The organism is Xanthocytophaga agilis (assembly GCF_030068605.1).
In the GTDB taxonomy this organism is placed as follows: Bacteria; Bacteroidota; Bacteroidia; order Cytophagales; family 172606-1; genus Xanthocytophaga; species Xanthocytophaga agilis.
The window spans coordinates 13,964-29,862 of the sequence record NZ_JASJOU010000004.1 but is presented as its reverse complement, the minus strand read 5'-3'; the positions used below and the strand labels follow the sequence as shown (position 1 = coordinate 29,862).

Annotated in this window: 9 protein-coding genes; 2 read left to right on the top strand and 7 right to left on the bottom strand. The window is 38.9% G+C overall.

Features of this window, described 5'->3' with window-relative positions; all coding sequences use genetic code 11:
- Positions 1-255: 255 nt before the first annotated feature.
- From QNI22_RS13290 to QNI22_RS13270, 5 genes are all read right to left on the bottom strand, one after another.
- Positions 256-1,902, bottom strand: a complete 1,647-nt coding sequence (locus tag QNI22_RS13290) for a glucoamylase family protein (RefSeq protein ID WP_314511195.1) — start codon at positions 1,900-1,902, stop codon at positions 256-258.
- A gap of 132 nt (positions 1,903-2,034) precedes the next feature.
- Positions 2,035-2,946: a LamG-like jellyroll fold domain-containing protein gene (locus tag QNI22_RS13285; RefSeq protein WP_314511193.1), complete on the bottom strand. Its 912-nt coding sequence runs from the start codon at positions 2,944-2,946 to the stop codon at positions 2,035-2,037.
- Between the two features lie 59 nt (positions 2,947-3,005).
- The gene (locus tag QNI22_RS13280; protein WP_314511191.1) at positions 3,006-4,538 is read right to left on the bottom strand and encodes a RagB/SusD family nutrient uptake outer membrane protein; all 1,533 of its coding nucleotides are present in this window, start codon (positions 4,536-4,538) and stop codon (positions 3,006-3,008) included.
- A 39-nt stretch (positions 4,539-4,577) separates the two neighbouring features.
- Positions 4,578-7,619, bottom strand: coding sequence for a SusC/RagA family TonB-linked outer membrane protein (locus QNI22_RS13275; RefSeq protein ID WP_314511189.1), 3,042 nt, complete (start codon positions 7,617-7,619; stop codon positions 4,578-4,580).
- A gap of 69 nt (positions 7,620-7,688) precedes the next feature.
- Complete coding sequence (locus QNI22_RS13270; RefSeq protein WP_314511187.1) at positions 7,689-9,161, bottom strand: glucoamylase family protein; 1,473 nt, start codon at positions 9,159-9,161, stop codon at positions 7,689-7,691.
- Between the two features lie 338 nt (positions 9,162-9,499).
- On the opposite strand from QNI22_RS13270, the gene QNI22_RS13265 reads away from it, so the two are divergent.
- On the top strand, positions 9,500-12,331 hold the full coding sequence (locus tag QNI22_RS13265) for a helix-turn-helix and ligand-binding sensor domain-containing protein (protein WP_314511185.1): 2,832 nt from the start codon (positions 9,500-9,502) through the stop codon (positions 12,329-12,331).
- A 39-nt stretch (positions 12,332-12,370) separates the two neighbouring features.
- On the opposite strand, the gene QNI22_RS13260 is transcribed toward QNI22_RS13265, so the two are convergent.
- Both QNI22_RS13260 and QNI22_RS13255 read right to left on the bottom strand, forming a co-directional pair.
- A complete protein-coding gene (locus QNI22_RS13260) occupies positions 12,371-13,003 on the bottom strand; it encodes a hypothetical protein (RefSeq protein WP_314511183.1) in 633 nt (210 codons plus the stop codon).
- 323 nt (positions 13,004-13,326) lie between these two features.
- The gene (locus tag QNI22_RS13255) at positions 13,327-14,331 is read right to left on the bottom strand and encodes a DUF697 domain-containing protein (protein ID WP_314511180.1); all 1,005 of its coding nucleotides are present in this window, start codon (positions 14,329-14,331) and stop codon (positions 13,327-13,329) included.
- 260 nt (positions 14,332-14,591) lie between these two features.
- On the opposite strand from QNI22_RS13255, the gene QNI22_RS13250 reads away from it, so the two are divergent.
- On the top strand, positions 14,592-15,680 hold the full coding sequence (locus QNI22_RS13250) for an o-succinylbenzoate synthase (protein WP_314511178.1): 1,089 nt from the start codon (positions 14,592-14,594) through the stop codon (positions 15,678-15,680).
- Positions 15,681-15,899: the final 219 nt, after the last annotated feature.

The following is a 15,899-nucleotide window of genomic DNA, read 5'->3' as shown; positions in this document are numbered from 1 at the left end:
TATTTCGAATCAGTTTACAAAATGACTGGAACTATGTTCACTTTTAAGAATGACTGGAGTTCCGGTCACTTTTATTTTTGACTGGAATACTGGTTGTGTTTCAAGAATATTCGAACTCTGTTCATTTTTAACTTTGACTGGAAGTATGGTCACTTTCATCAATGACCATACTTCCAGTTACTTTCAATTGTGATTGGTATACCAGTTAAACTATCCGTCAATCCTAATTCGAATCAAATACTTGTATCACTAGACTTACTTCTGGCTCTGAAAGGATAGCTTTTGTAATCCTGCTTTTACTTCCGGGCAACTCATAAACAGATTCCACAACAATTGTGAACGATGGTTTTCTATCATTACAATAATAGGTCCCTGGTCTATGGCTAGAAAAGAATCTGCGTACCAGATATTGGACAAGTTAAAAGCATCCACAAAGCCATACTGTTTCCAGATCTTATCTCCTAGTTTATAATAGAAGAAATGCAGAGCCTTCATAGATTCCTCCGGAGTATAAGGCATAGAAGAAAGCGCTGCCGTTGGACTAATGATACCCAGGTCATTATTGGGTTCATGAGCAGCATATCCGGAAATATTATCATCGCTGGCGGTTAAGCCCCAGCAAGAATCGCTATACCCATTGTATTTTTTGGGATTTTCTTTGCAATAGTTATAATTGATAAGTGAATGGGCTACATTTTGTTCCCAGTAATTAGCGTATGTGTCACTCAATCCTCTGGGGTCTATCCCTAGAAATGAATAATGGGCAAAAAACAATGGTCCACCTCTATCAGGACCTAAAGGCAGCTTTATAGAATAAAACGTTTTGTTATTCACCATACTACCATTTCTGGCCCAGCCATTGGTATATGCTTCTTTAGGAATCGAATAGGTAGGTGATGATGCAGCCAGTACATAGGTAATCAAGGCTTCATTCCACCCACTGATCTGCATATTCATATCCCAGGTATAGTTAGGCGACCAATGCCAGTACAAAACATTTTCATTGTTCTTCCGAAACCAGCTCCACTCCACATTCTGCCAAAGTTCATTGATAGTGCTTCTAAGTTCAGCTTCATTTGCATTGCTAAAATACTGGCGGGCAGTTAGTAGTCCTTGCATTAGATAGGAAGTCTCTACCAGATCAGCGCCATTGTCTTTTGTACTAAAAGCTACCGTCGCACCTGTTGCGCCATTGATCCAGTGTGCAAAAGCACCATGATATGGAGTTGCCTTCGTTTTCAGAAAGTTGGCTATAAGTTTGATTCTGTCATATCCCTCCTGACGTGTTATAAAGTTTCGTTCGACGGCTACCAGAACAGCCATTATCCCAAAACCAGTACCTCCCGTTGTTACTATGTCGCCGGAAGTATTCCGTTCTCTGGCCATACCAGAAGTAGGATGTCCAAAATTCCAGAAATAGGCAAAAGTTTGCTTTTGAACCAAATCCAGCAAAGCTTCATCTGAGATACGCGGGAACTTATCTGTAGTATCCATCACTGTGATGAACTCAGTGGTAACAGTAGCATTGAAAGCCGTATTCTTTTGAGATTGCAGTTGTGGCAATATCTGAACAGTATACTTTGTCAGGTTTTCAAGAGGATTTTTAGGACTAATACGAATGGTGCTATCGCTATTTTCCAGTATAAAATCAAAAGGCACATTGGCAGAGGTAGACGTCTGCTTAAACACCACATTTGCACTCACTGTAGTACTGTTCACTTTCCCTGAGAATGAAACTTTTACTACAGGAGAGGCAGGAACGTTATAATAACTGGCAGAAACCGGCTTGCCATCTATACTAACATCTGTATAATAGAAAGACTCTGGTTGTCCAGGATTGTCATCCTTTTTACAGGCAACAACCAACAGAACAAGAATGAATAAAAATGCATAGTATTTCATAAGATCTTAATTGATCAAATCCTATTCGTTAGTAGGATCTGTTTTAACTCATAAAGAATATGTTGGAAACAAAACTTCCGGAGATAACATATCCCCGGAAGTTATCATTTTCATCAAAGCAAGCATGAAATATTATCTTCCAGCAAGTTCCAGTTGGTATAAAGAACCGATGTCAGTCGCTGATAAGGCTTTACTATATACTCTCACCTCATCTATTTGACCCGTATACAACCCTTGCCAGCTTTGAGCACTTGAGTTTGTATATCCGGTAACAGTATTAGGCCATCCACCAATCAATACCTGTGTAGGTGTAGACAAGGTAAGATTTCCAATCGGTGCACCGCCATTGTCTCTTACTCTAAAGTTCTTATTTGATACCACTACCCCATTAGCATACAAATCAATAGTAGAGGCTGCACCATCATATACCATCACATAGTGTACCCATTTGTTAGCGCCAATTACTGTCTGAAAATCAGTTCCACGTGTACCATAGTCATTTATATTATCTCCTCCTACATTGTAATTTCCTCCTGAATATGTATGAAAAGCACTATGTAAAGCCAAAGTATCTTTTGTGGAGGTAGGTCTGCCTGTCTCCAAATACATATTAATAGGCCCTTGGTTCCAGTCGGTCTGAGCGGATGTTGCCTGAGTTAATGCAAAAACAGAGCTAGCAGTTGAACCATTGACATCTGTATTTATCCATGCACTGACTGTTACACTTGGAATGGCATTTGCACTACTCAATGCAGTAAGTGTAGGATATAGTAAATAACCATTTGCTAAGCTCACTGCCTGTCCCTTTACTCCTGTAGAGAAGGTTGCATTCTCTGTCTTGGCTGGAGCAGTACCAGACTTTTGTTCCGTGCTATTGCCATCAAAGCTCCAATGTGCAAGTAGGTTACTGGCACCTACTTCATCAGCACTACCATATCCACCAATATCAGGTAACTTCTTCTCATCATCCTTACAGGAGGTAACTAAGAGGGCAGAAGCCAATGCAAATGCAGCTATTGCGTATGTGATTCGTTGTTTTTTCATACTCGTTAAGATGTTAAAAGTGATTAAAGGATTGAAAAATAATTTCATAATAGAAAATACTAGTACCCATTGTTTTGATCGAGTTGACCTCCACTAAGGGCAATCTGCAGACTTGGCACGGGCAAGAGTTCATTCTTGCCTGCTACAAAGTTTTTACCAGCAGCTTGCATCACCTGTGCCGCTCTTCCCTGGCGCACCAGATCGAAAAAGCGATCGTGCTCCATTGCCAGCTCAAGCCGACGCTCTTTCCAGATAGCCTCCCGAACATCTGTCTGTGAAGAGGCATTTGTAACCTGAAGCCCGGCTCTTTTTCGTATGCGGTTCAGCAGAGTAGTTGCTGTATTGGATTGTCCTAATTCATTAGCAGCTTCAGCGTTCATTAATAGTACCTCAGCATAACGTAATAAATGCACGTTTTTCTGCTTTCTGTCACGATTACCATTAAAGGTTTCTACAGAGCTATTCTCACTATGGTAAGCTTTATAGTTATAGTAAAGATTCTGTACAGAGTCTGCACTTGGAATCCGGAAGCCATCAAACAATACAGTTCCTTTATGCTGTCCGCTATTATCAATGAAGATAATTGTAGAAGCCTTCCGTACATCATTCGGTTCATAGGCATTTACCAGATTTACAGAAGGTGTACCGAATCCAAAACCTAAATCCGTCCATCCACCTTTGCCTCCTACCCTGGGGCCCTGCCATACGGAATATCCCTGTATGCCATAATCTGAATTATTAAACTGGCCAGTCTGAATCTCAAAAACAGACTCGATATTATTATCACCTATCTGGCGCCAGATAGTAGAATAGTCAGCAACCAGATCATATTGTCCTGAACTGATAACTTCCTGAGTCAGGTCAAAAACTTTCTGCCATTCTTTGCGGTACATATACACCTTTGCCAGCAAAGTTTGAGCAGCACCTTTGTCAGCATGACCTACACTGGCATTGCTTCGGAGTGGAAGGTTGTTAGCCGCAAACTGAAGATCCTGAATGATCACATTATAAATAGTGTCTACAGAGGCTCTGGTTTGAAATTCAGGATCAGTATTTGCATCCTGAGCATCTTTGGGAACACGAAGCACTTTAGGCACTTTACCAAATAAACGAACCAGGTTAAAGTAATAGTATCCCCGGATAAATCTTACTTCACCCATCAACTGATTTCTTGTAGCATCTGTCAGTGAGGCAGTTGACAAAGCAACCAATGCTTGATTCGCTTTGGAGATACCGGTATAGTAGCCATTCCAGAGAGCTGCAACAAAGGTATTGGTTGGTGAAATTGTAAAGTTATCGATGTCATTAAGCGCAGATTGATCTGAAGGTGTACTCCCTTTGTCGGCATCATCAGACATAATATTGGTTGCAGCAATGAAACTGATACCATGTGTATCTCCACCATCCCCACCAAATGCTTCTCCAGCTAGTAAACTATTGTATACTCCCGTAACCAGATTCTGAGCTAAAGCAGGATCTGTTTTTGTAGTACCTTGCCCCTGAACGGGAACATCCAGAAATTCTTTGGAACAGGATGTAATCATTCCAAAAAGAATGAGACTTATGCCTATTACTATTAATATATGTTTCATATAATAAAGACTAAGGGAATTGTAATCAATAAAATCACATCAGAAGTTTACACTCAAACCACCAGCAATTGTTCTTGTGGTAGGATATGCATTTAACTCAATACCTGCTTTTGTTGGATCACCAGGCAATTCAGGTGTAAATCCGCTAAACTTCTTGTATGTGTATAAGTTTTGAGCAGTGATAAAAACTCTCACACTTGCTACTTTCACCTTTTGTATCAAAGCTGTAGGTAAGGTATAACCAAGAGTCACATTGTTCAGACGAACGAAAGAGCCTGATTCCAGGAAATAAGTAGAAGCTGGTAGATTACCTCCATTCGCAGCAGGTTCAGTTTGGGAGCCATTGGCAGGAGTCCATCTGGAGTAGGCCATGTCAGCTTCTACATTATCAAATACACCCAGACGAAACGCTTTCTTTCCATTGTATACCTTATTCCCTACATTTCCATAGATATCCGCACTCAAATCAAAGCCTTTATAAGAGAGACTTCCATTAATCCCAAAATATGCTTTAGGCTGATACGAACCGGCAAACACTCTGTCATTGTCATCTATCTTACCATCATCATTAGTATCCTGATATTTAAAGTCTCCAGGTGATGCACTTGGCTGAATAACAGTACCTTTACTATTTTTATAATTATCAATCTCACCCTGATTCTGAAAAACCCCTGTTACGTTCAGTAGATAGAAACTTCCGACCGGTTGTCCATTGTCCGTTCTGGTCGTATAAATCTGGTTTCCACCAATGCCCCCATCCAGAATTGGCTGTCCACCATTTAATCCAATAACCTTATTATTGTTCAGTGTCAAATTTCCACCAACACGATAAGTAATTTCCTCAGTTATGTTTCCACGCCAGTTTAGAGCCACTTCCAAACCAACATTTTGAATAGATGCAGCATTTGTGAGTACCATTCCATCTGCATCACCTGTTACAGAAGGTACTTTCACATTGATCAGTAAGTCTTTGGATCTTTTATTGTAGTAACCAATTTCACCTGTTAACCGACCTTTCAGCAAGGCAAAATCTAAACCTAAATCAAACTCTTCTGTTACTTCCCACTTTAGATTAGGATCTTTAATTTGTGTGATGGCACTACCAGGTGTAGCTATTCCACCACCATAGGGATAAGCCAGGTTTGGAGTCACTGTAACAGTGAATGCGTCAGACGGAATCCGGTCATTGCCCACACGTCCCCAGCTAGCTCGTAGTTTCAAGGTCTCAAATATCTGTTGCGTTTGCATGAAATTTTCACCGCTGATAACCCAACCGGCACCTACAGAAGGAAATAAGGCCCAACGATTACTGGAAGGAAAACGAGAACTTCCGTCAGCACGTACTGTGGCAGTCAACAGATAGCGATCATTGTAGTTATAATTCACTCTACCCAAATAAGAGTTTCTAGCCCATTTATCTCCGCCTCCATCATTGGTTGAGGTATTAGCATTCCCCGTATTGATATACCATAAACTTGGATCAGCAGGCACATCTTTCCGGAAAGCAGACAACCAATCCATAGTATACTGCTCAGCAGTAGTACCTACTAATACAGTTAGATTATGTTTATCAAAACTTTGAGCAAAAGTCAGTGTATTATCCCATACCCAACGGAAACTCCTGGTCGAAATAATATTTAGATTACTATTAGGATTACGCTGATTCCCCCCTGGATTAATAAACGTACTGGTATCATTGTTAAATTGATAATTATATACTCTCTCATTTTTGGAAAGCAAGTCCCCACCAATACTACTTCTGAAAGTCAAAGATCTGACAGGTTTAAACTCCAGATAGGCAGATCCCTGTAACCGATTATCAATATCTCGTTGATTATTATTTTTGATATCCAGAATGGGATTACCTACGTTCTGGTATACAGATGTATTGCCATACTTACCATTTTCCATAGCCGCAATAGTAGGTGCAGCCCGATAAGCGTTATTGTATGCTGATCCCAGATTTACATCCCGAGTATTCGCATTAGTATAGGAAGAAACAACCCCTACTTTTACTTTATCTGAAAGTGTAAAGTCTGTATTAGACCGAATGTTAAACCGTTTGTATTTATTATCAATGACAATGCCTTCATCTGTAAAATACCCCATACTTAGAAAGTAAGTTGACTTGTCAGATCCGCCTGACAAAGACAAATTATGATTCTGGTACCAGCCATTTCGTAGTATCTGATCATACCAATCTGTGGAGACAGAACCTGCCACTACACTAGTTCCACTGGCAGCACTTACATAGTTGGCATATTCCTGGGCATTTGCCATCTGCACCAGATTGGTGGCACTACGCATACCTATATTGGTAGTGTAGTTTACTTTTATTCCTCCTGCACTTCCTTTCTTGGTTGTGATAATCACAACGCCATTGGCACCTCTTGAACCATAGATTGCAGTAGCAGAAGCATCTTTCAGTACATCCATTGATACAATGTCAGCCGTGTTGATATTGCTGATATCATCTGTCAATACCCCATCAACTACAAATAAAGCCGCAGTCCCAGCCAAGGCTGTTCCTGTACCTCTTACTCGTATAACAGGTGATGAACCTGGTTGGCCGCTACTGATAATTTGTACCCCAGCTGCCTTACCCTGAATTGCCTGTGTTGCAGTTAAAACAGGTTGTTTGGCCAACTCCTCTCCTTTCACACTTGCTGTAGCCCCTGTTACATCTACTTTGCGCTGAGTTCCATAGCCAACTACAACCACCTGCGCCAGCTCTGTAGTTGAACTTTGTAAGGTTACATTGATCTCAGACTGATTGTTTACAGGTACTTCTACCTTTTCATAGCCAACAAAAGCAACAACCAGTACAGCATTATCAGGAGCTGACAAGGTAAACTTTCCATTCGAATCTGTTGTAGTTCCAGTTGTGGTTCCTTTTATCAGGACAGAGGCACCTGGAATTCCTTCACCACCTGAATCTTTTACAGTACCAGATACAGCACGATTCTGAGACATAGCTTGTATAGCTGTTATCAGAAAAAGAGCAACTCCAAACACATATATACGCACTGCTGATAAAAATACGTATCGACACCTGGTATAAAATAATAGTAGTTCGTTCATATAACTTGGAAAAAAGTAATTAGTATAAAAGTCTGATTACTAGTCAGATAAACAGTTTACTCAATCACACTATCTCAAATTAAGAAGCACCTTCTCCTGTTTTGTCCCCTGAGATAATATAGCTTGATATTTTCCTCCCTTTGCTACAAACGGAATTTCATGTATCCCTTCAGTCAAGGCTTTGTTTAGCAATACCGTCTCTACTTTGCCATTTCGGTCAGTTAGTTCCAACTTTACAGATTCCTTACCTTTCACGGCAATATCCAGTATGTATGTAGCCCGGTCAGTATGTCTCATTAGATCTACTTCATTTGTTTTAGGATCTGGCAGATACATATAAAATCCTGTTGGGTAAGAAGGAGTGGTAATTCCCATCTTTTTCAGGCCAGTAGTAAGTTCTGCAATCCCAGCTCCAAGCTTCCAGATTAATCCGGAGCGATAATTTTCCATCATAACCACGATAGGCCCCTGATCTATAGCCAGGTACTGATTAGAGTACCAGTTTTTTACCTGGCTGAATGCATCATAGAATCCATACGGTCCAAAAAGTGGATTGCCTTTCTTCAGATAGAAATATCGCATAGCCTGGTAAGAAGCATATGGAGTATAGGGAAATGAGGAAAGGGCTGCAGTAGGACTTATTGTTCCATTGTCATTGGTAGGAGAATGAGCATCATAGAAGTTATAATCGTCACTGGCAGTAAGGCCCCAATTATCTGTTGAGTAACCAAATTTCTCGCCCTGACTCACACAATGCGTATAATTAATGAGTGTCTGTGCCAGATTTAGTTTCCAGTAATTGGTCTTTCCATCATCCATTTTTCGTGGATCAAGACTCAGATAGGAATAATGAGCAAAGAAAAGAGGCCCTCCATATGGAAATCCCAACGGTAATGTATAGCCCAGATATTGATTTCCATTTGTATAAAAATCACTTTTCTTCCATGTATTTTGATATACTTCTGGTTTAATGGCATGTGTAGGAGAACCCAATGCCAGAACATAGGTAATCAAACATTCATTGTACCCTCGAATAGGCATATTCATAGCCCATTCATAATTAGGCGACCAGTGCCAATATAAATGTCCATCTCCATGGGAAGCGTACCAATCCCACTCTACTGTTTCCCAAAGTTTAGTGATCTGATCCCGTAATTGTGTTTCCTGGGGGTTTTGCTGATCAAAATACGCTCGTGCCACCAGCAAACCATTCACCAGATAAGCAGTTTCTACCAAATCACCGCCATTATCCTTTTCCCCAAAAGGTACTACCTTCCCTGTACGTCCATCTAACCAATGCGACCATGCTCCATGAAACCGATCAGCAGCAGACAGAAACTTTGTCATCTTTGTTAAATGTGACACTGCTTGTTCACGAGTAATCCAACCACGTTGCACACCAACCACCAGACACATTACACCAAATCCCGTCCCTCCGGAAGTTACGATAGTAGGAGTTGCAGTCCGCTCAGGTGTCATACCAGACACAGGATGAGCAAAGTCCCAGAAATACTTGAACGTTGCCTTTTGTACAGTTTCCATATACTCACTTTGTTCTGTAGCCGGAGTTAGTGAAGTCTGGCCCTGTATAGTAAAAACAAAGAGCAAAGTGCAGACAAAAAGGAATCCTATCTTATAACTATACCAACTCATTTTGCACACTATATTATAACTTTTTTTATGAAAAATAGTAAGTTTATGCGACAAATGTACGGCAATCAAAGTGCTAATAACAAATAAAGGGGTACATCATTACCACATCAAAACCCAATTATTTCTTAGATTTTACGTATTTTGCCTACGTCATTACAAAAAATTACAGCAACCACTTGAGAAATCTATTTTTATTTAAAACTTTATTGTCCCACATACCTTTTTTAGTGAGGAGAAAACTTTGGCTACTCTTTATCATTATACCAAGTGTATCCTATGGACAAAAGATTGAAACTATTTGTAAACCTGAGATACTCAACTTTACCAAACAAACTTATAATGCCTATCATCAGAATTGGGGAATTACACAAGAGTCACAGACTCGATTTATGTACTTTGCTAATTCAAAAGGCTTAATCGAATATGATGGTAATCATTGGGAAGTATATGAACTGCCGAATAAACAAAAAGTCAGATCGGCCGTTGCAGGTATAGATGGCCGAATTTATACCGGGGGCTTAGGAGAGTTTGGTTATTGGCAATCTGACAAAACGGGTAAACTGACTTACCATTCCCTCAAAGCTCTGATTAATGATCCTTCTTTTGCAGGAGAAGAGATATGGAATATTCTACCTACATCTGAAGGTATTTTATTTCAATCTTTCGCCTTTATTTATCTTTATCAGAATAATAAGATCACCAATTTATCACCTCCGGGCAATATCATGTTTGCCTATCAGGTAAATGGCAGGGTCTTACTAGGTGTAATCGATAAGGGTCTGTATGAATTCAAACACAAATCATTCTCTTTCATTGACAATAGTTCTTTTTTAGGCAAAGAATCTGTCAACACCATTCTACCAGGGCGTGATCAAACTATCGTAATCGGCACGAATCGGGGAATATATCTTTATGATGGTAACGATTTTCAACCATTTAATACAACTACCAATGCCTTTTTACTACAGAATCAGTTAAATCGGGGAGTGATGTTAAATGATACTACCTATGCATTTGGAACTATTCTCAATGGTATTGTTATCACAAATACACAAGGCGAAATCATTCAGCATCTGAATCAGAAAAATGGATTACAAAACAATACAATACTGTCTCTATATAAGGATGCAGATGGTAATCTCTGGACTGGAATGGACAAAGGCATTAGTCTTATTCTGATTAATTCTCCATTGCGTTATTATCAGGATTATGATGGCCATTTAGGTACAGTCTATGATATTGCTTTATTTGAAAAGAAGCTTTATCTGGGTACTAACCATGGCCTTTTTGTTTCATATCTACAATCAAGAGAAGCAGATTTTCAACTTGTTCCCAAAACTCAGGGACAGGTATGGGATCTGGAAGTCATAGATAATCAACTCCTCTGCGGACATAACAATGGCACTTTTCTGATTGAAGGCACCCAGGCAAAACAAATTTCCTCAGTAACGGGCGGGTGGATAATACGAAAGCTCAAAAAACATCCTGATCTATTACTTCAGGGAACATATACACAACTGTGTATTTACAAAAAGAATGCGTCCTTTCAATGGGAACTAGCTCATACAGTTTCTGGATTTTCAGCCCCTGTAAATCAACTGGAAGAAGATGATTTCGGTTATATCTGGGTAAACAAAGTCTCTAAAGGCCTGAACAGGATAAAACTATCAGCAGATACGCAAAAAATGGATTCCATCTGGAGCTATGAAACTCCAGAACTTAAAAGTGCGGCAGTCAATCTATGCCAGATAAATAAAAGAGTTATAGTGACTACCAATCAGCAGGTCCTCCAATTTGACCCAGACCATAATGTATTTGAACCTGCAACCAACCTCCAGAAACAACTTGGGCCAGATAAAGCCCGTAAGTTTTTTCCAATAAACCCATCTGCGTCATTTGTGTTGAAAACAGATGGGACATTAGGCTTCATAGAAAAAGACAACTCTATAAAAGAGATACCTATGAAGAAATTTCAATGGTTTGATGATTACGAAAATCTGGTATCTATTGATAATCGTACTCATTTGATTTGTCTGGAGAATGGCTTTGGTGTACTACCGGAAAACCTTATTACATCATTACTTTCGTCAACCATACAACCACCTGTTATTCGCAGTATTGTCCCTCTGGACTTTCCTACATTAGGCCAGACATTCCGTACTGATGACAACTATCCTGCGTTTGCATTCAACTACAATCAGAATAGTCTTATCATTAGCTTCTCTACACCTCATTATGGCAATGAAGCCAAGTATAGCTTCTGGCTAGAGAACTCGTCCAAAGGATGGTCAAATTTCCAGACTATGGATCAGAAAGAATTTAATAACCTGGCACCAGGAAAATATATATTTCATCTACGATCCAACTTAAGTAAAAAAGAGACACAACTGGAGTTTGAAATTCTCTCTCCCTGGTACTGGAATCAATGGAGCATCAGTATTTATGTACTAATGCTGATAGGTGCCTGTATTTTTTCATATTGGTTACATTTACAAAGAGTAAAAGCACATCAGGAACGTGTCAGACGGAAACTGGAGAAGAAGCTACGTAAACAGGAAGAGGAAAGTCAAAAGGAGATTATACAATTACGCAATCAGCAGCTCGAACAGGATGTTATCCGTAAGTCAGAAGAATTGGCTAACTCAACAATGACGTTGATTAAAAAGAACGAATTGCTACTACAAATCAAACAGGAAGTACTGGATATAAAAACAGAACTGGGATCAAAATCTAATTCATCTTCCTTCAAAGAAATTATACATTTATTGGAAAGTAATATCTCCACAGATCACGACTGGCAGATATTTGAATCCAATTTTAATCGGGTTCATGAAGAATTCCTCCAAAAACTTATTCATGAATATCCCACCCTTACTCCCAGTGACCTACGACTGGCAGCTTATCTTAGAATGAACCTGTCAACAAAAGAGATAGCACAGCTATTTAACATCACCTATCGTAGCGTTGAATTGAAAAGATATCGTCTACGTAAAAAGATGAATCTGGATACGGATGTTAACTTGGGCGAGTTTATGATGAAGTATACCAATGGAAACTAAAAGAGAGAATCTTTCAATTCCCTCTTTTAGGCATATACTTTAGAACAAAGAAATCTTATCAGGGCTCTTCAATACGTTATATTGATTGATCAGCATAAACTTTCCCCGTTGCGTATAGATATTCAATTTCTTGTCTTTAATAAAAACTTCAAGCTGTTCTTTATATTCTTTCATCAGGATAGGATAGATACGTCTGCGAAACTGACTAATCGGAATAAAATGATCGTTTGCATAGACAAAATATTCATAGGCATTTTTCTTATCATACCATGGCGAATCTGATTCCATTGCATTTAATTGAGTGGGATTAGAACTGCGCATGTTATGCAATCGACGTAACAGATACATTTCACCTGTAAGCACTATCTCAAAAAAAGCCTTTTGATTTCTATTTCTTCGTACTGGATATGACAAACTGAGGAAACGGCGCATTTGATTACTCTTCTCATCAAAATAACCGAAAGCACGAACCTGTCTCGCAGAATATACTTTTACTACTCTTTCATCTTTTACCTGGATAAGATCTGTAAAAGCGTCATAGCTAAATTCTCCGTTAACTGTCTGTTCATTAAGTAGAACTAACTCACCTTGGTGCCAATTTTGAGAACTGGGATTACCTGCAACTACACTGAAAGTCACTAAAAGTCCGCATACTAAACCAAATATTTTCATGGCAAAAACCTGCTGGCATAAAAGATAATTTTAAGAAATCGATAAAATTTAAATAGGATGTATGGCAAAAATGGAGAAAAACAAAATTCTACTAAAAATATATTACAATAATTTATCAAAAAAGTACCACAAATTTACAGATAGAAGTATATCTGCAAAGGTTTTTCTACATTTTTTATCACAGATGTATGATTTTCTGTGAGTAATATCACTTTACAAGTAAGTGCAGGAAATACTTACAAAAGAACGTGGCTCTTTGTAATGAAGGGAGGAAGAGTAAAAGTTAAAAGAAGAATATCGCAAGAACTACTTTGATAAAAGATCTATTGCTCTTGAGAAGGCTCTGATGCTGCAGAACGAAACCACCCGAAAAAACCTCGTTTAACATTTCGGGTTGCTTTTCCAGCTAGCTCCATTCCTGAACGAACAGTATTTGAGCCTGCATTCCGAGCTGTTTTCAAAATAGCATTAACTACCTGCCCGGATACCTGTAGTACCAAAACCTTTAGCATGACAGAAGCTTCTGCAATAGCAGCTTTTCGGGCCTTTTTGGGATTAAAAGGTTCTAAAGTACCACAATATCGCTTAGTAATAACACCAACACGCAATGTTAGAAAGGCATTAACAGAACCTTCCAGTAAAGAATCCATAATCACACTACTCAATGGCCCTATAAAAGGTATAGACCTTACAGCAGAACCTTGCAAAACTGTTCCTAAAACAGGTTCTAACTGCTCCGAAATATCCAGATCTTCTATTTGCGTTGCCAATAAAGTAGTGGTGCCAACATTCGAATACAGTGAAATCATATCTTTCAGAGTGGGTCTCTGGTAATAAATATGCGCAATATCCCAAATCATTTTGGTATGGGTAGAAAAGACCATTAAGGCATCTAATTTCCCATTCTGAGAGATAGAGGTAGATAAAAATACATTTCTTGCTGTTTTTTGAATAATTTCATTTGCTTGAGTATCCAGTACATACAAAGCTCTTTGCAACTCTTCCTTTTGCGACCAGTCAAACGTATGTCCTAACAGCATCTTGTTCTTTGCCAATCGTGCTGATAATTGAGGAATATAGGCAGGCATATCATCTTCAGAGTCCGGAGCCAGCAAAGGTTTAGGCAATCGAAAAAATAATGCGACCGGAACAACCAAAAGAACAACAAAGACAGTTGTCAATACAGTTAGCACAACAATTCCTAATGTATGATTCACAGTAGAAGCATACAGGTATACCTGCATCAACTGGTTAAAAATGATAATAATAAACAATACCAGAAATAATATTCCGATTGCAGTTGCCAAGCGTTTTATTTGTGTCATCATCTTGAAAAAATTAATGCATTCTCAGTATATTACTCCCTAAATCTTTATACCAGAGCTGAAATATTACATAGACAGTAACCCTTTCATCACCAATAAAATAACTACCCATCTAACTATAACTAACTGATAACCAAAGATACGACTCTTTTGTATGGTATACTTACCTTTTTCTTTAAAGTAGTATAGAGCAATTTTATTTTTACTAAAAAAATCCATACTGAAACTACTACTTTTGCTATTTGATTCAGTCATGACTAGATATGTTACAGGCATCCTATCAGAAACACACCTTACAATTTACATTTGAAGCAGGAACATCCCGTGGTATTCTTACTGAACGAGATACCTATTACATTAAGCTTTGGGATTCAAGCAATCCGTCTGTTTTTGGGTTGGGAGAATGTGCCCCTCTCCGAGGTCTTAGCATAGATGATGTTCCCGATTATGAATTACAGATAAAAAAGATCTGTAACATCATCAATAAAAAGCTTTTGTCAATAGATAGTACCAACACACTACCACAGCTTGTTGATGAAAGCTATCCTTCCATTGTATTCGGAGTCGAAACAGCATGTCTGGATCTAATCAACAATGGCAAGCGATTTTTATTTGATACTCCTTTTAGTCGTGGAGAAGCCGGTATTGAAATCAATGGACTTATCTGGATGGGAAAGGAAGAGTTTATGAGGGAGCAGATTGAGACAAAACTCAGAGCAGGATATCACTGTATTAAAATGAAGATTGGAGCTATTAACTTTGAGAAGGAATGTGCGTTATTGGAGTCCATCCGCAAATACTATACACCCGAACAAATCATATTACGGGTAGATGCGAATGGAGCCTTCACACCTAAAGAAGCCCTTAAAAAATTAACAATCCTCTCTCAGTATGACTTACATTCTATTGAGCAGCCTATTAAGCAAAGACAAACAGACATACTAGCTCAACTTTGCGCAACGACTCCCCTACCGATTGCATTGGATGAAGAACTGATTGGCATTACTACCTATCAGGAGAAAGAAAGATTGCTTCAGAAGATTAAGCCTCAATACATTATTTTGAAACCTTCGTTACTGGGAGGATTTCGGCATTGTCAGGAATGGATTGAACTGGCAGAACAGCAACATATAGGCTGGTGGATTACATCCGCACTGGAATCTAATATTGGTCTTAATGCCATTGCGCAGTTTACGGCCTATTTAAACAATCTTATTCCACAAGGGCTGGGAACAGGTCAGTTATATCATAATAATATTAGCTCTCCATTGGAAATACGAAACGGATTTCTTTATTATAATAACCAGCAAAGCTGGCATATTGAAGATATTTTATCATTTGGGGATCTATGAATGATCTCAAGTCTTAGGAAGAGAAGGTGAATCCAGGGAGGATTTCTGATTTGCGCATAGTTCACGGCAAACTATTTTTTAGCAAGGACAAGACGTCCTACTTATCGGCTGATAAATTGCGTTTTATTCATGGCAGTTTTGCTTTTGAACATAACTCACGGCAGATTTTATTTTGACTGGAACTCCAATCACTTTTTCGTTTGTGTATAGTTCACCGCA